The sequence below is a fragment of the Burkholderia sp. 4M9327F10 genome (assembly GCF_005503145.1).
Lineage (GTDB): Bacteria > Pseudomonadota > Gammaproteobacteria > Burkholderiales > Burkholderiaceae > Paraburkholderia.
The window spans coordinates 1-21,538 of sequence record NZ_SCNV01000035.1 but is presented as its reverse complement, the minus strand read 5'-3'; the positions used below and the strand labels follow the sequence as shown (position 1 = coordinate 21,538).

Annotated in this window: 16 protein-coding genes and 2 pseudogenes; 7 read left to right on the top strand and 11 right to left on the bottom strand. The window is 60.7% G+C overall.

What is annotated here, in order from left to right; genetic code table 11:
* Positions 1-19: 19 nt before the first annotated feature.
* The 3 genes from tssE to tssD all read right to left on the bottom strand — a co-directional run bounded on the left by tssE (position 20) and on the right by tssD (position 3,593).
* Entirely contained in the window at positions 20-460 is a 441-nt protein-coding gene (gene tssE / locus FFS45_RS26440; protein WP_137957591.1) for a type VI secretion system baseplate subunit TssE, read from the bottom strand.
* An 11-nt stretch (positions 461-471) separates the two neighbouring features.
* The gene (gene tssH / locus FFS45_RS26435; protein ID WP_137957590.1) at positions 472-3,240 is read right to left on the bottom strand and encodes a type VI secretion system ATPase TssH; all 2,769 of its coding nucleotides are present in this window, start codon (positions 3,238-3,240) and stop codon (positions 472-474) included.
* 125 nt (positions 3,241-3,365) lie between these two features.
* Positions 3,366-3,593: a type VI secretion system tube protein TssD gene (gene tssD, locus FFS45_RS26430; RefSeq protein ID WP_349292329.1), complete on the bottom strand. Its 228-nt coding sequence runs from the start codon at positions 3,591-3,593 to the stop codon at positions 3,366-3,368.
* Between the two features lie 46 nt (positions 3,594-3,639).
* On the opposite strand from tssD, the pseudogene tssF reads away from it, so the two are divergent.
* The 3 genes and pseudogenes from tssF to tssJ all read left to right on the top strand — a co-directional run.
* Positions 3,640-4,689 (top strand): annotated as a pseudogene (gene tssF, locus FFS45_RS26425) (type VI secretion system baseplate subunit TssF); the annotation flags it as partial.
* Positions 4,686-5,789, top strand: coding sequence for a type VI secretion system baseplate subunit TssG (gene tssG / locus FFS45_RS26420; RefSeq protein WP_137957587.1), 1,104 nt, complete (start codon positions 4,686-4,688; stop codon positions 5,787-5,789). The pseudogene tssF and the gene tssG, both read left to right, overlap by 4 nt.
* 18 nt (positions 5,790-5,807) lie before the next feature.
* The gene (gene tssJ, locus FFS45_RS26415) at positions 5,808-6,341 is read left to right on the top strand and encodes a type VI secretion system lipoprotein TssJ (RefSeq protein ID WP_137957586.1); all 534 of its coding nucleotides are present in this window, start codon (positions 5,808-5,810) and stop codon (positions 6,339-6,341) included.
* Positions 6,342-6,358: 17 nt separating this feature from the next.
* On the opposite strand, the gene FFS45_RS26410 is transcribed toward tssJ, so the two are convergent.
* The 8 genes from FFS45_RS26410 to FFS45_RS26375 are packed head-to-tail and all read right to left on the bottom strand — an operon-like array spanning position 6,359 to position 14,711.
* A complete protein-coding gene (locus FFS45_RS26410; protein ID WP_137957585.1) occupies positions 6,359-7,996 on the bottom strand; it encodes an AMP-binding protein in 1,638 nt (545 codons plus the stop codon).
* 33 nt (positions 7,997-8,029) lie between these two features.
* Entirely contained in the window at positions 8,030-8,434 is a 405-nt protein-coding gene (locus FFS45_RS26405; RefSeq protein WP_137957584.1) for a RidA family protein, read from the bottom strand.
* The gene (locus tag FFS45_RS26400; protein ID WP_137957583.1) at positions 8,431-8,871 is read right to left on the bottom strand and encodes a thioesterase family protein; all 441 of its coding nucleotides are present in this window, start codon (positions 8,869-8,871) and stop codon (positions 8,431-8,433) included. The genes FFS45_RS26405 and FFS45_RS26400 overlap by 4 nt, the downstream gene beginning before the upstream one ends.
* Complete coding sequence (locus FFS45_RS26395) at positions 8,868-10,082, bottom strand: acyl-CoA dehydrogenase family protein (RefSeq protein ID WP_137957582.1); 1,215 nt, start codon at positions 10,080-10,082, stop codon at positions 8,868-8,870. The genes FFS45_RS26400 and FFS45_RS26395 overlap by 4 nt, the downstream gene beginning before the upstream one ends.
* A 1-nt stretch (position 10,083) precedes the next feature.
* Complete coding sequence (locus FFS45_RS26390) at positions 10,084-10,935, bottom strand: enoyl-CoA hydratase family protein (protein WP_137957581.1); 852 nt, start codon at positions 10,933-10,935, stop codon at positions 10,084-10,086.
* A 58-nt stretch (positions 10,936-10,993) separates the two neighbouring features.
* The gene (locus FFS45_RS26385; RefSeq protein WP_137957580.1) at positions 10,994-11,560 is read right to left on the bottom strand and encodes a MarR family transcriptional regulator; all 567 of its coding nucleotides are present in this window, start codon (positions 11,558-11,560) and stop codon (positions 10,994-10,996) included.
* Positions 11,557-12,339 carry an SDR family NAD(P)-dependent oxidoreductase gene (locus tag FFS45_RS26380; protein ID WP_137957579.1) on the bottom strand — a complete coding sequence of 261 codons (783 nt, stop codon included), beginning with the start codon at positions 12,337-12,339 and terminating at the stop codon, positions 11,557-11,559. The genes FFS45_RS26385 and FFS45_RS26380 overlap by 4 nt, the downstream gene beginning before the upstream one ends.
* Positions 12,336-14,711, bottom strand: a complete 2,376-nt coding sequence (locus tag FFS45_RS26375) for a bifunctional salicylyl-CoA 5-hydroxylase/oxidoreductase (RefSeq protein WP_137957578.1) — start codon at positions 14,709-14,711, stop codon at positions 12,336-12,338. The genes FFS45_RS26380 and FFS45_RS26375 overlap by 4 nt, the downstream gene beginning before the upstream one ends.
* 1,112 nt (positions 14,712-15,823) lie before the next feature.
* On the opposite strand from FFS45_RS26375, the gene FFS45_RS26365 reads away from it, so the two are divergent.
* From FFS45_RS26365 to FFS45_RS26350, 4 genes and pseudogenes are all read left to right on the top strand, one after another.
* Complete coding sequence (locus FFS45_RS26365) at positions 15,824-16,981, top strand: hypothetical protein (protein ID WP_137957577.1); 1,158 nt, start codon at positions 15,824-15,826, stop codon at positions 16,979-16,981.
* A gap of 456 nt (positions 16,982-17,437) precedes the next feature.
* Entirely contained in the window at positions 17,438-19,828 is a 2,391-nt protein-coding gene (locus FFS45_RS26360) for a TerB N-terminal domain-containing protein (protein WP_249362933.1), read from the top strand.
* Positions 19,825-21,123, top strand: coding sequence for an ATP-binding protein (locus tag FFS45_RS26355; RefSeq protein ID WP_137957576.1), 1,299 nt, complete (start codon positions 19,825-19,827; stop codon positions 21,121-21,123). The genes FFS45_RS26360 and FFS45_RS26355 overlap by 4 nt, the downstream gene beginning before the upstream one ends.
* Positions 21,095-21,427: pseudogene (locus FFS45_RS26350) on the top strand (DEAD/DEAH box helicase); the annotation flags it as partial. The gene FFS45_RS26355 and the pseudogene FFS45_RS26350, both read left to right, overlap by 29 nt.
* Positions 21,428-21,538 lie beyond the last annotated feature (111 nt).

The following is a 21,538-nucleotide window of genomic DNA, read 5'->3' as shown; positions in this document are numbered from 1 at the left end:
GACAGGCAAATGCCGGACTTTATTGCCGACCCGATTCCCGCTCTCCCTGAACTCGACGCTCCACACGCATGCGGCCCGGCGGCTCAAAGTACGTTCCGAACCGCACGAGTCCCGCCTTCTTCAGGTGACAGGTCATTTCGTAGCTCACCAGCACCCCGGGGTCGGCGTTGTCGATGTAGTCGACATCGATTGCCCGGATACGCGGCTCATACGCCAGCAACGTGGTTTCCATCTGCTGCTTGAGCAGATGCGCTGAAGCCGGCAGTGCCTTGTAAATGTTCGTGAGGTCTGGCAATCCGTAGTCGGGCAGGTGCTTGAGGGCACCGGCTCGCGTATTGAGGATGCGACGGATGTTCTGCTGGACGCTCATCATCTCGAGCGTCTTGTCGTCGTAGGCGTCGAGCGGCTCGCCGCCAATGTGGCCCAGCAGCATATCGTACAGGGAGGGACCAGGTGGCATGGCTTACTCTCTCAGGCGCTCAGATCGGCGGCAACTGGAACGTCAGTGGAAGCACCGCCCGAAGAAGATGCGTCGCGGCGATCGACAAAGTCAATCACCAGACTAGCGTTATCGGACGTCGACAAGCGGACCTCAGCAGGAAGCGAACCATCTGCCATACGTGCAAGAAGTTCGCGTGACACGGCCGGCAGGATATTCTGGTTGAGAAACGCATCCACGTTGCGTGCACCGGATTCGCGAGCGAGGCAAAGTTGCGCCAGCGAACCGGTCAATGCATCGTCACAGGTGAGCGCAATATCGTACTGGCGATGCAAACGTTCGGCGATCTTCGCGACCTTCAGCCGTACGATCGACGCTAGCGCGTCAGCATCGAGCGGCCGGTACACGAGCGTCTGAAAACGCGCAAGAAGGGCTGGCTGGAAGTGTGCGACGAGTTGGGGATGAATCGCCTCAAGCAGTTCGCCTTGTGAGATGGACGGGTTCTCACTCGTGGCTTCGTCGATCTGCGTACTGCCGAGATTGGACGTCATCAGGATCACACAGTTGCGGAAATCGATCTCGCGACCTTCGCCATCGCGCATCGTGCCGCGGTCGAATACCTGATAGAAGATGTCGAGCACGTCGCGGTGCGCTTTCTCCACTTCATCGAGCAGCACGACGCTATACGGCCGTTGGCGAACCGCCTCTGTCAGCACCCCGCCGCGGCCGTAACCGACGTAGCCCGGCGGCGATCCCTTGAGCTGCGAGAGCGTGTGCGATTCCTGGTACTCGGACATATTGATGGTGGTCAGTGCGGCTTCGCCACCGAACAGCAAATCGGCGAGTGCCAGTGCGGTTTCGGTCTTGCCGACGCCTGACGGACCGGCAAGCAGGAACACCCCGAGCGGCGCATGTTCGTTCTTGAGTCCGGCTTTCGCGGTACGCAAGCTTTCGGCGAGTGCGGCGAGCGCGTCGTCCTGAGCGACAACACGGGTACCGAGGTTCTGCTCGATCGCGAGCAGGCTCTTGAGTTCGTCGTCGATCAGATTGCCGACCGGCACGCCAGTCCATTCCGCAACCACGCGCGCGATTGCCTGTGCATCGACGTCAGCGAAGATCAGTGGCGTCTTGCCTTGTGCGTCTGCGAGCGCTCGCTGGGCAGCATCGAGCGCGGCGCCGGCGCGCTCATCCTGCTCGCGCCGCTCGTCCCTGCACGTTTCGCGTTGTGCCAGCAACGTATTGACGAGTTCGAGCTCACGATCGTACTTCAGCCGCAAACTGTCGAGTTCGGCGCACGCGTCGGACAGCGCGCTGCTCAAGGCTTCGTGACGTGATGCCGGATCCGCTATGCCGGCCTTCCGGTCTGCATCGAGCGTAGCCAGTTCCAGCTCGAGCGCGGCGACACTCGCCTGCGCGCGTTGCAGTTCGGACGGTGGCGATTCGAGTCCCATGCGCACGCGCGCCGCGGCGGTGTCGATCAGATCGACTGCCTTGTCGGGCAGTTGCCGTGCCGGGATGTAACGGCGTGAGAGTTTGACGGCCGCGATGATCGCGGCGTCGCGAATGTGCACGTTGTGGTATTTCGCATAGCGGCTTGCCAGACCTCGCAGCATCAGGCATGCAGCGGCATCATCCGGCTCGTCCACCTTGATGAGCTGAAAGCGCCGCTCGAGCGCTGCGTCACGCTCGAAGTATTCCTTGTACTCGGACCAGGTTGTCGCGGCAATGGTGCGCAGCTCGCCGCGTGCCAGAGCGGGCTTCAGCAGATTCGCAGCGTCGGCGCCGCCGGCCGCGTTGCCCGCGCCAATCAGCGTGTGCGCTTCATCGATAAACAGCAGGATTGGCACGGGCGAAGCCTGCACCTCGTCAATGACGCTCTTCAGACGTTGTTCGAATTCCCCTTTCACGCCGGCCCCGGCCTGCAGCAGGCCGAGGTCGAGCGTGAGGATGCGCACGTCGCGGATCACATTCGGTACGCTGCCTTCTGCGACGCGCAGTGCGAGCCCTTCGACGAGCGCGGTCTTGCCGACGCCGGGTTCGCCGACGAGGATCGGGTTGTTCTTGCGGCGCCGTGCAAGGACGTCGATGGTTTGCTGGATCTCGCGATCGCGGCCGAACACCGGGTCGATCTCGCCGCGTTTTGCTTTCGCGGTCAGGTCGATGGCAAAGCGAGCGAGCGCTTCACCGTACGTCGGGCGGCTGACCGCCTGCGGTGGCGCCGGGCGCCGGGAGTTAGCGCTATCCGCGGCGGGCGGCGCTAGCGTTGATTCGGAGCCGCCGGTTGCCGCCTGCGCATCATTCGTAGCGGGTGTCTCTGCCTTTGGGATGCCTTCTGCCGAATGCCGGTCGAGTTCGGGCATCAGCCGCTGGATCTGCGTCGTGCCGAACGACAGCAGTGGCCAGGCATCCGTCGCACGCAAGGTATGCGGCGCATCGACAATCGCCTGCAGCAGGTTGGCCGAGCGGATCGGTTGCGGCGCTTCGCCCACCGACGCATACATCCAGGCGCTTTCCAGCACGCTTGCCAGCGACCGGGAAAGAGATGGCTTGCCGCGCAGATCGCGGGGCGAGCGGTCGATCGCAGCGAGCAACGCATCCCATACACCGTCGATATCGATCTCGTAGCGCCGCAGGATCGCGGGAATGTCGCCGTCGCCTGCTTCGATGAGCTTCAGCAACCAGTGTTCGACGGTGATTTCGCCGGCGAGGCGCGCCTGACACAGATTCGCTGCGGCTTCAAGCGCACTCGCGCAATGCGGATTGAGCTTGCGAAGCAGGTGTGTGGAGTCGCGCATCGTCATGTGAGTACCCGGTTCTGAGAGGCAATAAAAAGCGCCAGCCGACAAGGTCGACTGGCGAAAAGAACCGGTACACAACCCGTGACGGGGATCAGTCGGGTCGGCACCGGTTTTCGGAGAGCCTGTTTTTACGAACGCTCGTTCCAGCTATCGGCGTGGATGATGTTGCCGTCCTTGTACGACCAGGTGATCTTCTCGTAGCGCAGTTCGACGTCTTCGAGGTGGTTGTGCTTTTCGTAGTCCGGATTCTTGATGTCGTGCATCTTCGGATTGACGGCCACAACCTTCACGTTGTCGAGCTTCGTGTTGAAGTATTCCTTTTCCTTGCCCGCATCGTCGATCTTGAACCACTTGATCTCGATCGACTTGAGGGTCTGGCCGCTCGTGACGGCCTTGTACAGGTATCAACTGCTGCTCGAATACTTCACGTTTCGCGAGAAATTCCTCTTCGTCGATCTGTGCGGGCTGGATGTTGCGAAGCTGCCTGCGAGTACAACGAGCTTCGAGCTTGAAGTTCTGCTGAAGCAGAGCTATCCGTCTGACCAGCGTTTCACCGCTGAGAATGTCCGGCTCTACTGCACACCGGTAATCAACCTGTTCACACTTGACGCAGAGCCGATCCAGGTCGACCACCACGAGACGGAATACCGTGTCGTTCCGGCGGGCCACCAGGGCGAACATGTCGAAACCTATTCCGTGGATGCGATCGAATCGTTCGATCACGACAGCGCGGAGCGCTACGAGTACGTGCCGTTTGCCACCTTCCGGCACCGCGGCGGCATGCTACGGCACGAAGCACCGGAACGGTATTTCCATACCCGGGTGCGTCCCGGCGTCACTGGGCTGCATGACACGTGGGTCATCCTGGGCGGCCACGCTTGGGAGACCATGGACGATCTGCCGGAAGAAAGCCTGTCGTTGCGTGTGACGGGCACCAATGGTCTGCTGCCGCGAAAGGGTCTACGCGAGGCGAGCATCAACGAGCTGGGCGAGAGCACACCGAACGTTGCGGGCGTGCGCAATCTGGTAGCGCCGACCCTGCCGCTTTATCCGCCGACGGGCGACCGGTTCCAGTGGCGGGTGCTGTCGCATCTTGCGCCGAACTTCCTGTCGATGATGGACGCTGAAGTGCTGCGCGGAGCGCTGGCGCTCTACGACTGGAGCGACGACGAATTGAATCGCCGCCGCCTCGCGGGCATCCTGCACATATCGGAGGAATTGCTTGAAGAGGTGTCCGGCGGCTCCGTCGAGCGTGGTGTGCTGATCGAAGTGACCATTGACGCTCACGCGTTCGCCGGTGAAGGCGACGTGATGCTGTTTGGTGAACTGCTGCATCGGTTCTTCGCTCTGTATGCGGAAATCAACCTGTTCACGAAGCTGGCGATCGTGAGCCTGCCGTCGCAAGCCCGTACCGAATGGCCACGCAGCAAGGCGCTGCGTTCCCCGCTATGAACCCGCGCGATTTTCCGAATCTTGAACCACTCGTCGCCTCGCTGCTTGCACGCGCGCCGACAATGGGCTTCATGCAGCTATGCCAGTTGCTGGAAGTGCGCGTACCGGATCGTCCGGGCTTCGGCGAGCGTGACACGCTCGAGCATGAGCCGGTGCGATTCCGCCCGCGGCCGCGCATCGGATTTCCAGCGGGTGAAGTGGTAGGTGTCGAATTTGATGAAAGCCGACTCGACGCTGCGCCAACCGTGCGGACCACGTTCATGGGCCTGTACGGTGTAGATGCCGCGATGCCTTCCCACACGGTCGACGATATTGTGCTGCGCGAGGAGGGGCATGAAGCGGTCGAAGCTTTTCTCGACCAGTTCAATCACCGCATCGTGACGCTGCTGTACCGCATATGGAAGAAGTATCGCTATCCGATCGGTTTCCGGCCGGGCGGTACGGACTCGCATTCCCGCAAGCTGCTTAGCCTCGCGGGTTTCGGCTGGGGTGATAAACCGGCGCGGGCGGGGTTGCCGGATTCTCGCGTACTGGCTCTGCTGGGTTTGCTGATCCAGCGCACGCGTACGCCTGAAGGTCTTGCGGGTGTGGTTGCGCTGGCTGTGCCGGGTGTCGAGGTGCGGGTCGATGAGTTCTACCCGACGCTAAAGCGCGCGGGCAAACCGCGACCGCTGACTTCGGCCGGTAGCGCGCGCCGTGCGCCAGGCGAGGGCACGCACCGCGGACTCGGTGGGGGCTATGTGCTAGGCGATCGCCTCGAGTATCGCAGTCGCGCAGCGCGCGTAACGCTGCGGCCGGCGAATGCCGGACAGGCTAACGACCTGTTGCCAGGCGCATGGTTGCACCGGGAGCTGATGGCGTTTATCCGTTTGTATGTCGGTACGAAGGCGGACGTGTTTCTGCGCATGGAAGTGTCGTCGAAGCTGGTGCCTGCACCAAGGATCGGCTCGACGTTGCCGGCGGCGGCCGGGCCGGCGCCACGGCTGGCGTGGACTACGGTGCTGCCCTCGGACGACGAGCGCCTCATTACGATTCCGCTAGGCTCGTACGAAGTTTTCCCCGCGCCGGGACCGAACCCGTTCCTCGCGCCGTCTGCCTGATTCTGGAGTCTTATTTCTATGCCAATCCGTCTAACCACGACTTTCCTTGCATCGAGTTTGCTGCTTTGCGCGTGCGGCGCCTGGCAGACTGTCTCGGACTCAACTTCGAGTGCGTATCACGCGGTGTTCTTTAAGCAGGTCAAGGTGCTCAACGTCGACCTGACTGCTCGCGCGTCCGTCAATCCCGACGAGGCGCAGCGGTCGACATCGGTTGCGGTGCGTATCTACCAACTCAAGGATCGCAAGCTTTTCGACGGCGCGTCGTATGACGATCTGCTGAAGAACGACAAAACCGTTCTCGCACAGGATCTGCAGGCGAGCATTGCAACCGTCGTGAACCCTGGCGCTTCGGCAAGTGTGTCGCAGCCGATGCAACCCGACACCGAGTATGTGGCTGTCGTCGCGTTTTACCGTGAACCGGATTCGAACGGGGCCTGGCGTCGCGTGATTGCGAAGAAAAAGCTTTCCGCCGATGCACCGCTCAAACTGGAACTGCTCGCCAATGAAATGCGCAGTCCCGCAGAGACGCCCGGTTTAAGGGCGGATCAATGACGCGTATGGCTATCGCTCTAAAGCGTCCGCAACGCAAACCGCTTTAACTTGCCTGTCTCAGTCCGCGGCAGTGCGTCGACGAAAGCGATCAGCCGCGGATACTTATACGGCGCAACATTGTTTTTCACGTAGTCCTGCAGTTGCGCGACCATCGTGTCATCGGGCTTGAAGCCGGGGTTGAGAACCACAAACGCCTTGACGATCTGGCCACGGGTCTCGTCGGGTACGCCGATCACGCCACACTCCGCCACTGCATCATGCTGTAGCAGCACGCTTTCTACTTCTGGCCCGGAGATGTTGTAACCCGCGGAGACGATCATGTCGTCGGCGCGCGCCTGATAGAACACGTAACCGTCCTCGTCCAGATACACGGAGTCGCCGGGCAGGTTCCAGCCGTCGCGCACGAATTTCGTCTGCCGCTCGTCGGCCAGATAGCGGCAACCTGTCGGACCGCGCACGGCAAGCTTGCCGATCACGCCTGGCGCCACCGGTTGCATGGCATCGTCCACGGCCCGCACGGTATAGCCAGGAACGGCGCGGCCGATAGCGTGCGGCCGGATCTGATCGCCCGCCGCCGAGATGAAAATATGGATCAACTCGGTCCCGCCGATGCCGTCGGTCATCTCGATGCCGCTCGCCTCGCGCCACAGATGCCGCGTCGAATCGGGCAGCGCCTCGCCGGCGGAAACGGTTTTCTTCAGGCTGGAGATGTCGAAGCGCGGCACGAGCGGCGCCATCTGGCGATAGAAGGTTGGTGCGGTGAACATGACGGTAGCGTGGAAGCGCTCGACGATCTGTAGCAGCGTTTCAGGCGTGAGCCGTTCCATCAACACAGTAGAGGCGCCGGCCCGCAACGGGAAGCACAGCAGGCCGCCCAGTCCGAACGTGAAGGCAAGCGGTGGCGTACCGCAGAAAATGTCGCTCGCGGTGGGCTTGAGTACATGACGCGGAAACAGGTCGCACATCATCAGCACGTCGCGATGAAAATGCATGCATCCCTTGGGCAAACCGGTCGTGCCGCTGGTGAAGGCGATCAGGCATACGTCGTCGCTTGCGGTATCGCAGGCGGTGAACTGATCCGGTTTGCTTGCTGCGAGTGTTTCGAGGGAGTCCGCAGCATCATCATGAAACAGGCGGATCTGTTCCAGGCCCGGACAGAAGAATTCGCCTTGCGGATCGCGGCAGCGCTCAAGTTCCTCAGTCAGGCGCGTATCGCACAGGGCAGCGCTGATATGCGCCTTGTCGATAATCTGCTTGAGTTCTTTGGCGCGCAGGAGCGGCATAGTAGGCACCAGCACGAGACCCGCCTTTAGCGCGGCGAGTGCTGCGACGGCCATCTGCAAGGTATTCGGCCCGCGTAGCAGTACGCGATTGCCGGGTTGCAGACCCATCTCGTCGACCAGCACATGCGCGCTGCGATTTACCAGCGCCAGCAGTTCATGGTACGTGGTCGCCTGGGCTGTGCCGTTCACATCGGACCAGATTGCCGGCCGCTCACCGTGTCCGGCCTCGATGGTTCGGTCCAGCAGTTCGGTCGCGCAGTTAAAGCGTGCGGGATAGGCGACGTCGGGATTATCGAGCAAAAACACCGGCCACTGATCTTGCGGCGGCAGATGGTCGCGAGCGAAGGTGTCGACGTGAGCTGACGGTTCCATGACGTTTCTCCGATCTCATGCAAAGCCGAACGTTTAGCGGGCTTCGTGGGGGATCACTGCGGTGGCTTCGATTTCGACTTTGGCTTCATCTTCGATCAGTGCGACGACCTGCACCGCGCTCATCGCGATGTCGTAGTCGCCGATCAGCTCACGAAATGCGCGCCCGATGTCTTTGAGCGCCATGAGGTATTCCCGCTTGTCGGTGACATACCAGGTCATGCGCACCAGATGCTCCGGCTTGCCGCCGGCTTCATTGAGCACGGCGACCACGTTGCGCAAGGCCTGAATCGCCTGAGCGGCGAATTCGTTCGACTGAAAGCGCGCCTCGGCGTCCCAGCCGATCTGGCCGGCAATGAACACCTGAGTGCCGACGGCTGCAACACCGTTTGCATAGCCGCGCGGTTTGACCCAGCCGGCAGGGAGAAGAGGTTTTTTCATGGGCGTGGCTCGTCGGTGAGTACGGGTGGGACAAATCTCGCGAGGGCGCTCGCGATGTCGTCGGGAATATCGATGGACTGACCGGTTTCGAGCGAAGTCGTCACCAGCACCTGATGCGCCTTGAAGCGCACCTCGTCATGGCAATGGCCGACAATGCCGATGCGGATCGAGCGCCGGCCGATCGAGTTGACGCTCAGCGTGAGCGTGACGGTCTCGCCCATCCGGCTCGGCCGCGAAAACTCGCAATCCAGCTTGACGATCGGCAAGCCGATGCGGCGCTGGCCGATCATATGGGCATAGTCGATACCCAGACACTCGGTGAACCAGTCTTCTACCAAAGCATTGGTCAGCACCAGGTATTGCGGAAAAAACACGATGCCCGCCGGATCGCAATGCGCAAAGCGAATGCGCACTGGCATCTCGAACGTGGTGCTCATGGCGTGCTCTTGCTATCCGGGTGGACGACGGCGTGGGCCTTCAACACATCACGGCCCACGATCAGTTGCTGCACTTCGGTGGCGCCTTCGTAGATGCGCAACGCACGAATCTCGCGATATAGCATTTCGACGGCAGTGCCGCTTTGCACTCCCATTCCGCCCCATAGTTGCACGGCCGCATCGATTACTTGCTGCGCGCCTTCGCTCGCGTGCCATTTCGCCATGGCCGCTTCACGCGTGACGTTTTCGCCTTGATCGCGCAACCAGGCCGCGCGGTAGACGAGCAGGGCACTGCTATCGATGGTGAGCGCCATTTGCGCGAGCTTGGCTTGCGTGAGCTGAAAGTCGCCGAGCGTCTGACCGAACATCTTGCGCGAGGCGGCGCGTGCCAGGCCTTCGGCCATGGCATGGCGCGCAAAGCCGAGCGAGGCGGCGGCCACCGAGGTGCGGAAGATGTCGAGCGTGCGCATGGCCAGCTTGAAACCTTCGCCCGGTTCTCCCAGCATCTGGCTGCGCGGCACGCGGGCACCCGCGAAGTGCAGGCGGGCGAGCGGATGCGGCGCGATCACGTCGATGCGCTCCGCGATCTCCAGGCCCGGCGTATCGGCGTCGACAATAAAGGCGCTGATACCGCGTGCGCCCGGCGCTTCGCCGGTTCGAGCGAACACCACGTAGAAATCCGCGATGCCGCCGTTGGAAATCCACGTCTTGTCGCCGTCGAGTACATAGTCGTCGCCGTCGAGGCGTGCCGACAGCGCCATGGCGGCGACGTCCGAGCCTGCGTCCGGTTCGGAGAGCGCGAACGCTGCAATGGCGGTGCCGTTTGCAACTCGCGGCAAGTAGCGTTGCTTCTGTTCGTGCGTTCCGCCGAGCGAAATTGCGCCTGAGCCAAGCCCCTGCATCGCCAGCGCGAAGTCGGCGAGGCCTGAATGCTTCGCGAGTGTTTCGCGCAGCAGACAGACCGCACGTGTATCGATGGTGTCGCCGTGACCACCATAGGCGGTACCGCCCACGCCATACTTCAACCATCCCGCTGCACCGAGTTCGCGCACCAGGTGGCGACAGGCCGCATCGACGTCGCCGCCGTGCTCCGCGTCAGCGAGATGAGCGCGACACCATGCTTCAACGCCAGCCGCGAGCTCGCGATGCCGGTCTTCGAAGAACGGCCACGCTAGCGCGCTGTGAAGATCCAGATTGCCGGAAGCGCTCAAGTCAGTCTCCTTCGAAAACCGGACGCGTCTTCGCAGCAAACGCGCGATAGGCCCGCTCGAAATCATGCGTGTTCATGCAGATGGCCTGCGCTTGCGCTTCGGATTCGATCGCTTCGTCGATGCTCATGCTCCACTCCTGGTGCAGCATCTTCTTGGTGATGCCGTGCGCGAAAGTCGGACCGGTGACGAGTTCGGCAGCAAGCTTGGTAGCCTCGTCGAGCAACGCGTCCGGTTCGCACAGGCGGTTGTAGAAACCCCAGGCGTAACCTTCGTCGCCGCTTGCCGAGCGGCCCGTGAACAGCAGCTCCGACGCGCGTCCCTGACCGATGATGCGCGGCAGGATCGAGCACGCGCCCATATCGCAGCCCGCGAGGCCGACGCGCGAGAACAGGAACGCGAGCTTGCTGCGCGCGGTGCCGAGACGCAAGTCCGAGGCCATTGCGAGAATTGCGCCAGCGCCTGCGCAGACACCGTCGACGGCGGCGATCACCGGTTGCGGGCAATGCCGCATCGCCTTGACGAGATCGCCGGTCATGCGCGTGAACAGCAATAGCTCGGGCATGGGCAAATCGATCAGCGGTGCGATGATGTCATGCACGTCGCCGCCCGAACAGAAGTTGCCGCCGGCACCGTGGATTACCACCGCCTTGACGTCGGTGGCGTATGCAAGCTGGCGAAACAGGTCACGTAGCTCAGCATACGATTCGAAGGTGAGCGGGTTCTTGCGTTCAGGGCGGTTCAGTGTGATCGTCGCCACTTTGGCGCTAACCGACCAGCCGAAGTGTCTGGCCTCGTAACCCGCCAGCGTGACGCGATTGCCGGCCAGCAGGGCGTCGACGTGGGATGATGTCATGAATGTCTCCTCCAGTTCGGTGCCGCTCAATCCTTGAGATTGTCGAGCAGGTGTTTCTTCAGTTTGCCCAGACCTTGAGATTGTCGAGCAGGTGTTTCTTCAGTTTGCCCAGACGCTGGTGCGTGCGCGACTTTTCGTCAAGGCTAAGGCCGCCGAACATTTCGACGACCCATTGTTCATGTGCCACCGCCATGCGGTCGAACAGCGCGCGGCCTTCGGGTGTCAGGCGAACGCTGATCGAGCGGCGATCGTTGGGATCGGCATCGCGCACAACCAGGCCTTCTTTTTCAAGCTGATCGGTAATGCCGGTGACGTTGCCGCCCGTCACCATCAGACGGCGCGAGAGTTCGGTCATCTTCAGTCCTTCGGGATGACGTTCGAGCTGCGCCATCAGGTCGAAGCGCGGCAGCGTGGTGTCGAACTCGTTGCGCAGGCGCTTGCGCAATTCGGCTTGCACGAGGTTGGTCGTGGTCAGCATGCGTAGCCATAGACGCAGACCCATATGACTATCTGCACCGGTGCTCATTTCCAGATCGACCACGTTCTCGGCAGGCTTCGCCACGCCTTTGCGCGGCGGTTTCGCTTCGGCGGCGGACGGCTTTTTAACGCTGCTAGCTCGGGTCATGTGACTTCTCCCCCAGAGACTGAAATGGATTGGCCGGTAATCGCGGCGGAACCCGGCATACACAGCCAGAGGGCCGCATTGGCAACTTCTTCGGGTGCGACAAAGCGCTGTTGCGGGTTATGACGCAGCAGGATGCTGCGTGCTTCCTGCTCGCTGCGCGAGGTCTTGCTGGTGATCTGGTCTAGCGAGGCCCGCAGCAGTTCGGTTTCCGTATACCCGGGACAGACTGCGTTGACGGTGATGCCTTTGGTGGCTACTTCAAGCGCGAGGGAACGGGTGAGGCCGATCACGCCATGCTTGGCGGCGCAATACGCGGCGACGTAGGCGTAACCGATCTGTCCTGCAGTGCTGGCGACGTTGACGATGCGGCCATAGCCGCGCTCGAGCATCCCCGGCAGTACGGCGCGTGTGCAGAGGAATACGCCAGTCAGGTTGACGTCGAGCATGCGCTGCCAGAGCGCTGTGCCGGTCTGCGTGAACGGTGCGGCCTGCGCCTGGCCCGCATTGTTGATCAGGATATCGACAGGACCGGCTTGCTCAAAGGCCGCGATGACAGCATTCTCCTGCGCGACGTCCACGGCAATGCAGGCGAGCTCGCCCGCCGTGTTGAGCGCGCTTAACGCGTCGCGCTGTGCAGCGAGACGGCCGGCATCGCGGCCCATCAGCGTGACACGGGCGCCGGCGCGTACCAGCGCCGCCGCAGTGGCCGCACCAATGCCGCTGCCGCCACCCGTGACGACTGCGTGTTTGCCGCTTAGCTCGGAGTTCGTTGTATTCACACCGTTCCTTCTGCGCGTTGTGCGCGTTCTTGCGGCGAGAGTCCTGCATTCGCGGCGGCCTGCGCACGCTCGCGTTCGAGATTGCGCTCGAGTTGGGATTTCGCCGCGGTATATTGCTTGGGCCACATCATGTCGAAGTAACCGATCTTGGCTGCCTCGTTGAGCGTCCACGAAGGATTGGCCAGATGCGGCCGTGCCACTGCGCAAAGATCGGCGCGCCCGGCGGCGATGATGCTGTTGACGTGATCGGCTTCTGAAATCGCACCGACTGCAATGGTTGCGATACCAGCCTCATTGCGGATTCGATCGGCGAATGGCGTCTGGAACATGCGGCCGTAAACCGGCTTCTCGTCCTTGCTGACTTGACCCGACGAAACGTCGATCATGTCGGCTCCCGCTGCTTTGAAGGCGCGGGCGATTTCCACCGCGTCGTCAGGCGTGGTGCCGCCGTCTACCCAGTCATGTGCTGAAATGCGCACGGAAATCGGTTTGTCTACGGGCCATACCTTGCGGATAGCGGCGAAGATTTGCAGTGGATAGCGCAGGCGGTTTTGCAATGAGCCGCCGTATTCGTCGCTGCGCAGATTCGTCAACGGCGAGAGGAAGCTCGACAGAAAATAGCCGTGTGCACAGTGCAGTTCGAGCCAGTCGAAGCCCGCCTGCGCGGCCATCTCAGTTGAGCGGACGAATTGCGCTTCAATTTCACGCAGCTCATCGTGGCTGGCTTCGCGCGACCATTGGCTGACACCGCGCAGATACTGCTGCGGTGAAGCCGAGACGAGCGGCCAGTTACCTTCGGGCAGCGGCTGGTCGATGCCATCCCAGCTCACGCGCGTGGACGCTTTCGCGCCTGCGTGGCCGAGCTGCATGCCGATCTTCGCGTCCGATTGCGTGTGCACGAAATCGACGATGCGCTTCCATGCGACGAGATGCTCCGGTGCGTACATGCCGGGGCAAGCAGGGGTGATACGGGCCTGCGGCGACACACAGGTCATCTCGGTCATCACCAGCGCGGCTCCGCCCATGGCGCGAGCGCCGAGATGCATGAGGTGGTAGTCACCCGCGACGCCGTCGACGGCCGAGTACTGCGCCATTGGCGATACGACCACGCGGTTCTTGAGCGTGACGCCACGCAGCTTGAACGGCGTGAACATTGGCGGGACGGAATGCTTCGCCGGTGTGCGCTCAATACCGGAACGCGCTGCGAGCCAGTCCTCGAACGCGGACAGGTACTGAGCATCGCGCTCACGCAGGTTCTCGTGTGAGATACGCTGCGAACGCGTCAGCAGCGAGTAGGCGAACTGTTCCGGCTCGAACGAGGTGTAACGGTCGACGTGCTCGAACCACTCCGTCGAGTTGCGGGCTGCGTTCTGGATGCGCAGCACGTCGACACTACGCACTTCGGTGTAGTGCTTGAGCGCGGCGGGCAGATCTCCCGGGTGAGCGCCGATGCTGTTGGCGAGTTCAATCGAATCTTCCAACGCAAGCTTGGTGCCGGAGCCGATCGAGAAGTGCGCGGTGTGGGCGGCGTCGCCCATCAGCACGACCGGCGTGGGCGCTGCACCGTTGGTGTTGGAGCGCCAGTGCACCCACTCGCGGTTGACTACGCGCGGGAAGCGAATCCACTGCGACGAGCCGCGCAGATGGGCGGCGTTCGAGAGCAACGGGTTGCCGTCAAGATATTTGGCGAACAGTTTTTCGCAGAAGGCGATGCTGTCTTCCTTGCTCATTTCGTCAAGGCCGGCGGCGCGCCAGACACGCTCCGGGGTTTCGACGATGAAGGTGGAAGTCTGATCGTCGAAGCGGTACGCGTGGGCCTGGAACCAGCCCCATTCGGTTTCTTCGAACGCGAACGTGAAGGCTTCGAAGAGTTTTTTCGTACCGAGCCAGACGAAGCGGCAATCGCGCATGTCGATATCTGGCTGGTAGGTCGCCGCGTACTTCTGCCGAATCGCGCTGTTGGCGCCGTCACAGGCAATGATCAGGTCGGCTTCGTAGGCGGTGTCGTCCGTCACCTGGGTTTCGAAGACCAGTTTGACGCCGAGTTCTTCGCAGCGCGCCTGCAGGATGTTCAGGAGACGCTTGCGCCCGATGCCGCAGAAGCCGTGGCCCGACGAGCGGACCCGCTCGCCGCGGAAATTGATCTCGATGTCGTCCCAGTGGTTGAAGGCGTCGAGAATCGCGTCCGCGCTGGGCGCGTCGGCTGCGCGCAGGTTGCCGAGCGTCTGGTCCGAGAACACGACGCCCCAGCCGAATGTGTCGTATGGGCGGTTGCGTTCGATCACCGTGACCTCATGCGCCGGGTTGCGACCCTTCATCAACAGCCCAAAGTACAGGCCGGCCGGGCCTCCTCCAATACAGACGATGCGCATGCTGGTGCTCCAGTGAGATTCTGGAATGTAATTTAGTCCTCGATATTTTAGGTGTCAAGTAAATTGTGAGGAGGTGGAAGTAAGGGACGTTATCAGGTGATCGGAAGAAATATAGTCGGTCGAAGAAAAATATAGACGGTCGGGAGGATCTGACAGTCTGTAAGTCAGCTTCTCTTTCTACAGGGGCTGGTCCGAGAGAATGAAGTCAGTCACGTGCAGCTCTGCCTGACATATAAGAAAGGGACGGAACAACGTGGAGAACTGTCGAAAACTGGCGAAGTCGTTGACGGTGGAGCCGCATAGGGCGATCGGCGCTCGGTGTGTGGCAATATGGATTAGAAGTCGTTACACAACAGCGCAACCTCCCCAGAAGAAGCTGTTATTCGTCTGCAAGCGTTTGATTTTGCAGCGTAAACGCTTCTAATCCTGTGACCCAAAATCGCCCGATTTCGACGGGAAATTCCGAAAAAACTGTCACGGAATGAATCTATCGAGCGGGCGTACCGGGGCTTCGGCCCCGGGCTCTCCCGCCGGCTCCGCCTCTCTTCACCCCGGTCAGCTCCGTGCCCGGGCACCGGTCCGGTCCCCCGCGCCACCTCCCACTTGGCGGCCGCGCGCGCAACAAAAACGCACCGCAGTGCCCGAGCGCTCTCAATTCAGCGCCGCCACGGCCTGCTGCCAATTTACCCGGGAGTGTCGTGGCAGAGCCATCTCGGCGGTGCAATAGGCGGCATCATTGCCGCACGGCTGTCGCGACAAACGCTACGCCGTCTGGCCTGACATTTTCACATTTACGGTCGATATGCCGTTCTGGAAAAACTAACTCGCGAGTGGCTCGTTGGTTCTTCAGCATTGCCGGCCGGCGCGTCGCCAACAGGTCACCGATACCGATGGCGGCAACCCCGTCTGGAAGTTTGGCGCCGGCTACCGTACGTTCTGTCCGGAAACTGAAACGGCACGGTCTCGGCGCTCGCTATCCCCAGACTGCAAGCGACGGCCGTGCCAGTCTGGTTTTGCCACTCTGATGTAACAGGTATGCCCCGTCTGCGCTGCATTTCTTCGCTCGCGTAGACGATTGCTTTGGTTCGACTTCTTTCTTCGGGGGTACGAAGATGGGTTGGGAATACACTGACTTTCATCGCGAGGAGCTTTACGAGCAAGTGTGGACCGAGCCGGTTACCAAGGTGGCGAAACGCTATGCGATTTCCGACGTCGGACTTCGGAAAATATGCCTGGACCTCGAAGTGCCGCTTCCCCCGGTGGGCTATTGGGCGAAATTGGCGGCAGGCCGGGCCGCGAAGAGGCCGCCCCTTGGCGTGACGAAGGGACCAACGACTTATCGCCGTTCTAGGTACGTTACGCCGTTAGACGACGAGTTTGATGCCCGATATCGGGAAAGTCTTGAGGAGGACTTGCCGCATCGCCCTGCGATACCAAACCTACGCCTGCGGACATCCCTGGAGGACTGTTTGCCGCTAGCCAAGCGAGTCGCGAAGAGGCTCGAGGGCAAGGTCAGCGATGCAAGGGGCTGGCAGCTCTGCGACGGACCTGGGCTCGTGTGTGTTGCCGCGTCACAGGCGAACAGCTTCCGTGCGGTGCTGCTTCTCAATCTCGTGCTCGAATCGCTGTTGGCTGCCGGCTACGCTCTTTCCGCCAGCGCTAAGGCCGACGGCCCCGTATTCGTCTCCATACTTGACCTCAACCTGTCGTTCAATGTCCGCGAGCGCAGCCAGCGGGAGCCAATGCCTCTGACGCGCGAACAACGACAGAAGAACGAAGAAGTTGGATTCAACTTCCACACCCAGCAGTACGAATATCATTCAACGGGTGAGTTCGATATTGCGGTGACCGAGCCAAATAGCAGCTATGAGTTGGCGAAAATTGGCGACAGTCGGAGCGCGTCCGTTGAAACCAAAATCGTGGCATTTGTCGGCCGACTTCGTGAGCTCTCAATACGCCGGCGCGTGAAAGCCGAAATTGACGCGAAGCGCCAAGTCATTGCTGAAGCCAAGGCCGCGGAGGAGCGGCTCCAGACCGAATTACGAACGCTGGCGCTGGGGCGTCTCAAGCAAGTCGAAGAGTGGGCGGCTAAACTTGAGCGGGCAAATCGGTTGAGGAACCTTGCCGACAAGTTCCAAACCGAAAAACTGTCTTCGAGCAACGGTGTGATTGACGCGGACTGGATTCGTCGTGCGGCAGACTGGCTGGACCCGACAGTAGTGTGCCACTGGGATGATGTGGATGGGCCGCGCGGCGATACGGTCGAATAATGCTGCCGCGTCGGCAAGGATGAAGTCGAGAAGGTTGGCGCATAGTCGCGTGATGTGAGTGAGCGCAAACTTGCGGCTGAATCCGTTGTCGGTGGCAGTTGATGTTTCCGTTGCCACTATAGCGATGCCATTTGTGGGGAAGTACCAATGGGCGAGTCGGCGTCCGGTTTCCCAATCCAACGAACTGCCGGCCGAACGCCCCTCGCTTCACCAAATCAGACTTCGTCCACTACGCGCAGACTTGTGTTCATGGGAGCAACTGCAGGTTGGGTGTTCGGAAGCGATTTTGGGTATCTGCGCGGTATCGGCTTAGTCACGGAAGAGCGAGGAAAGCGGTAATCTGAACCGGCTCCGTTCCGAGGTCACTTTCTTTCGGTCGTAATATACTTCCCGAAAATGGCGGCAATGACGGAATGAGTCAACCCGCATAATCAAAAGACGCGAGAGATTGAGACCATGGGCCGGAAGGCGAAAAAATCGGGTTCCGGCGCGGGCACGCTGGTTGTGGCCATCGTCATGGCCATCATATTTGCCCCGAAGGGCGGGTGGACCGTGTTCCTCGTCTTTGTGCTCGGCTGTGTGCTTGTGGCTATCTTCGGCAAGAAGAAGGAACAAGGACCTGCTACCAGCAGCAACCATCCGCCTCCTGCTGCACCACACGGCCCTAGCTCAAGCTCCTCGATGCCGCCCACCAATATTGGCCGTCGCGCCCAGTCCGACGACGAATTCCTGACAGTCACCCTGTCAGCAGATTCACCCTCTTCGTCCTATCGAATTGCGCGGCCCGCGCTTGACACCGCAGTCGGCGTTCGATGGGTGGGCCCCGGCGAAAAGGTGGAGATTAGCGGCGTAGCGATTACAGGGGGTATGTTCTACCTGGGTGTACCCAAGCGCGTGGAGGCGACCAGCTTGGATGCGTGCGTCGTGAATCCGAAGGCAAATGTCGCTACGACAGCTAGCGACCTCTCCGCCGGGTCGGAGGACTACTGGCTAAGCTATCAGTCCTTTTCGGCCGAGCAACGTGGCGCATACCTTCAGTGGCTGGCTTCCGACCGCTCTGACCTGCGATTGCATCGAAGCTTTGCCCTTTTTTACCTTTACGGTCTCGAGAGGCGCGTCCTTTTCGATGGGATTCAAGGAAAGGTGCAAAAAGGCGAATTTGAAGCCATCGCAAGTGAACTGAAGCGTCTGAAGTCGATTTATTCGAACGTTTTGCGGACCGTTCACATCGATGGCCTGCTTGAGTTCATTTTCGTCCATCTAACCCACCCTCAACGCCAGTACGACCAGGTGCCGGGGACAATCAGCAGCGCGTTCGAGGTACCACTGAGCATACGCGTGGCGTTTGGTCAGGCTGCGGTCGATAAGAAGCCGGTGCCTTCAGATTGGGCGCTTGCCTGGGCGCTTGGCGACGGTGGCGTATATAAGCGAACCCCCGTGACTCGCTGCGAGGACGAATTTCGCCAATTGTTCCGTCGGAAATATCGAGAGCAATTCCGCGATGGCATGAAGCTGACAGCGAACAAGACAAAGCTGAAGGTGTCCGCGCAAACCGCTTTCCCTGCACTGCAGGGCATCGAGTACCCCGATTACATTACGTCGCTGCCTGATATTGCTGCCGTGACGGGACCGAGGAACAAGCTCCAGCAACTGGTCAACGAGTGCTCCGACTCGCTCAATGCATATAGCAGATTTCTGGGCCGGAATCCGGATGCGAAAGGCTCGCTGGAAAGTGCGCTCACGTTGCCGGTCGAATTGTGGCCAGAGAGTGCTCGTCTGGAGCTTGAGTCACTTGCTTCAACTGTCGCCGGCGGGACCGTCGTGATGACTTTTGGAAGCTTGTTCGAAAAATTCAAGGCGTCTGGGAACATCACGCGCGACAAGCTAACCGCTTTCGTGCGCGTTCTGGGAGAGGCCGGCGTAGCTATCGAACCGGATGCGCGAATTTCGGGGCGGACGCCGAAGAGCGACGAGTATGTCGGGTTGTATGCGACGCCTCCAAGCACCTCAACCAATTTCGTTGACGACAGTTACTTAACGTTCGCGCTAATGGTGGACGTGGCGGCATCGATTGCGATGGCTGACGGCAACGCGTCTGAGCAGGAAGTTGCGTTGATTCATCGCCAGATTGAGTCGTGGCGGCAATTAACCCCCCGACAGCAGGACAGGCTCAAAGCTCGCGCCGCCGTGCAGATTGCACAGCCGCCCACCCCCGCGAGCCTGAAGAAGCGGCTTGAACCGCTTTCTGCGGAGGTGAAGGTTTCCGTCGCGACGCTGCTCGTGCAGACAGCGAATGCAGATGGCTTTGTGTCGCCGGCCGAAGTAAAAATGCTGGAGAGACTCTATCAAATGCTTGGTCTCGACCCTCAGCAGCTCTACGGCGACCTGCATGGCAATGCTGTTGTTGGCTCTCCCAACCCGACGCGGGTTTCAACCGGAGCCGAGAAGACGCCGAACAGCTCAGCAAAACCGGTCTTTGTGCTTGATACCACGAGAATCGAGGCGCTGCAGAAGGAGACGGCTAAAGTCTCCGCCTTACTGGCTGACGTGTTTGCAGAAGAAGTCCCGGTTGCAGAACCGGTCCAGGAAACCGCGGAGCGGGAGACGGGTTCTGCAGGCCTGCTAGGACTGGACGAGGCGCACTCGACATTCTTGCGTCTTTTGCTGTCACGTCCGTCATGGACTCGCTCGGAGCTCTCTGACGCGGCATTGGACCTGGAACTGATGCTCGACGGCGCAATTGAACAGGTAAACGAAGCCTCGCTCGACCACTGGGACGAACCGCTGACTGACGGCGATGACCCAGTCGAAATCAATCAGGAATTTGCACAAAGGCTAGCCTCATGACAACAATTCGCCCGAAGGACCGCGATGCGGTTCTTCAGTCCCTTCGCGCCGGCGTCGTTCCCCGCATCGGGCAACATCTAATCCAGGTTGGCCGCGCAAAAGAGCTGGAAGCATTGATTCAGGATATCGGTCGTGTCGCGGACGGTGGTTCGAGCTTCCGGGTGGTGGTCGGCGAATATGGCGCGGGGAAGACCTTCTTCCTGAATCTCGTTAGAGCCATCGCACTCGAGAAGAAGCTGGTCACGGTCCATGCGGACCTGAACCCTGATCGAAGATTGCATGCCTCCGGTGGTCAGGCACGTTCACTGTACGCCGAACTGGCGAAGAACATGTCGACTCGTACGAAGCCTGACGGTGGTGCGCTCGCGGGTATCGTAGAGAAGTTCATTGGGCAGGCCAAAACCGAAGCCAAGGCCTCCGGGCGAACGAGCGAGGAGGTGATTCGCTCGCAGCTCAATCAGTTGACCGAGATGGTCAATGGATACGACTTCGCCGACGTTATTGCGGCATACTGCCGCGGTTTCGAGGAGGGAAACGAGCAGCTCAAGGGCGATGCCATTCGATGGCTGCGCGGCGAGTTCTCCACCAAGACCGATGCCCGGACCGCACTGGGAGTTCGCACCATCATCGATGACGCATCGGTGTACGACCAACTCAAGCTCATGGCTCGGTTTGTCAAACTCGCCGGGTACGGCGGCATGATGGTGTGCCTCGACGAGTTGGTTAACCTGTACAAGCTCGCGAATGTCCAGGCGCGAAATTCCAATTACGAGCAGATTCTGCGGATTCTCAACGATTCACTCCAGGGGTCTGCAGAAGGATTGGGGTTCGTTCTTGGGGGTACCCCCGAGTTTCTGCTCGATACGAAGCGGGGGCTCTATAGCTACACCGCCCTTCAGTCGCGGCTTGCCGAAAACACGTTCGCCACGAATGGATTTGTCGACTACACCGGTCCGGTGATGCGGCTGGCCAGCCTCACGCCTGAGGACTTTTATGTCCTCCTGGATAAGATTCGCATCGTCCACGCGTTCGGCGACGCGACCAAGGCGATTTTGCCGCAGGCGGCGATTCCGGCCTTCATGGCGCATTGCGCCATGCGGCTCGGTGACACCTATTTCAGAACACCGCGCACGACGATAACGGCGTTCATTAACCTGTTAGCGGTTATGGAACAAAATCCGTCGGCGGACTGGCGGCAGTTGATTGGGACGCTCGAAGTCGAGAAGGATACGGGAGGCGTGGCTGACGTTGCGACCGAGGGGGACGATGAACTCGCCAGCTTCCGCCTCGGCTGACTCCCGAAGCTTCGACCTGCTCCACGAAAAGATTCGACGTTGGGTCTGGAGGGAGGGGTGGACCGAGCTACGCGACGCGCAGGAGCGCGCCGTGCCCGCGCTCATCAATGCAGACCGTGACATCATCATCGCAGCAGCGACAGCGGCCGGGAAAACGGAAGCTGCGTTCCTTCCCATTCTGTCGAATCTACTGCGCGACGAGCCGTGTACCGGGTCGGTGCTCTATATCAGCCCGTTGAAGGCCCTTATCAACGACCAATGGTCGCGATTGAATGACCTTTGCGAAGAACTTGAGATTCCCGTTGTTGATTTGCGCGGAATCCTGACCCACGATTTGCATTGAATTCTGACCCACCCGTTGGACCAGCTTTGCGGGTTATTCGGTGGGTGTCTGGGTCTTCTTTCTCTCCTTCTT